The following is an 832-nucleotide window of genomic DNA, read 5'->3' on the forward strand; positions in this document are numbered from 1 at the left end:
GAGTACCACGTTTAGACATTTTAACTCTATCACCTTTGAATTTACCAGATTCATTTACAGCTGGATCTACACCAAAAAAAGCGACTAGCTGCTTAGGTTTTAAAAAGTTATCAACAACTCCAATTTCAGCAAGTAAAGTTATGGCTGTGATGTATCCAATGCCTCCAAGTGTCATTAATAAATCAATATTTTTATTTAGTGTGGCTGGAAGATCATCGCTGTCAATAAAACTTTTAATTTCAGTTAATAGCTTAGTTATTTCATTATCAATAGCTTCATATAGTGCTATACAAGTTGTTATTGAGACTGAAAGCCTTGGAGCCGAAAGGCTTATATATTTAGCTGCATTTGCGCATTCAATTAGTTCATCATACTTTTTTTCAGCCCACTTGATGCCTTTCCTTGAACAAAGAAGAATATCAATAATATCTTTCTTTGGGGCTGAAATTACTAATTGAGGAGTTGGGTACGTCTTTAAAATACCTATTGAAGCATTGCTACATGTGTTAGCGAAGACGTCTTGATACCCACTAAAAGAGAGTGTAAGTGAACTGCTAAGTTTTTTCTTATAGCTTGTTCGATCATCTATAAGCTTATAGTAATCACGAACCAATAGTTTTAATGAGAAAATATTAAAGTCGATATCACTTGAAACCTTAATATCTTCATATTTTCCTAATCTGGCAATAGATAAAGAATCATTTTTATCATTTTTCACTTTCCTTATATCCTTATTCTTGTTACAATTAGTAACGAGTGGATTGATAATGAATGCATCAAATTTATTATCCTTAAGAAAGTGGAAAAGAGTAAGGTGGTACACGCCAGTGGA

1 protein-coding gene is annotated in these 832 nt (G+C 32.7%); it reads right to left on the bottom strand.

Annotated elements, in window-relative coordinates; all coding sequences use genetic code 11:
* Positions 1 to 823, bottom strand: an 823-nt coding sequence (locus KPL51_RS23075) for a transposase (RefSeq protein ID WP_312888858.1), incomplete at its 3' end; no start/stop codon positions are given.
* Between the last annotated feature and the right edge of the window lie 9 nt (positions 824 to 832).

It is taken from the genome of Clostridium bowmanii (assembly GCF_018861315.1).
GTDB lineage: Bacteria > Bacillota > Clostridia > Clostridiales > Clostridiaceae > Clostridium_AD > Clostridium_AD bowmanii.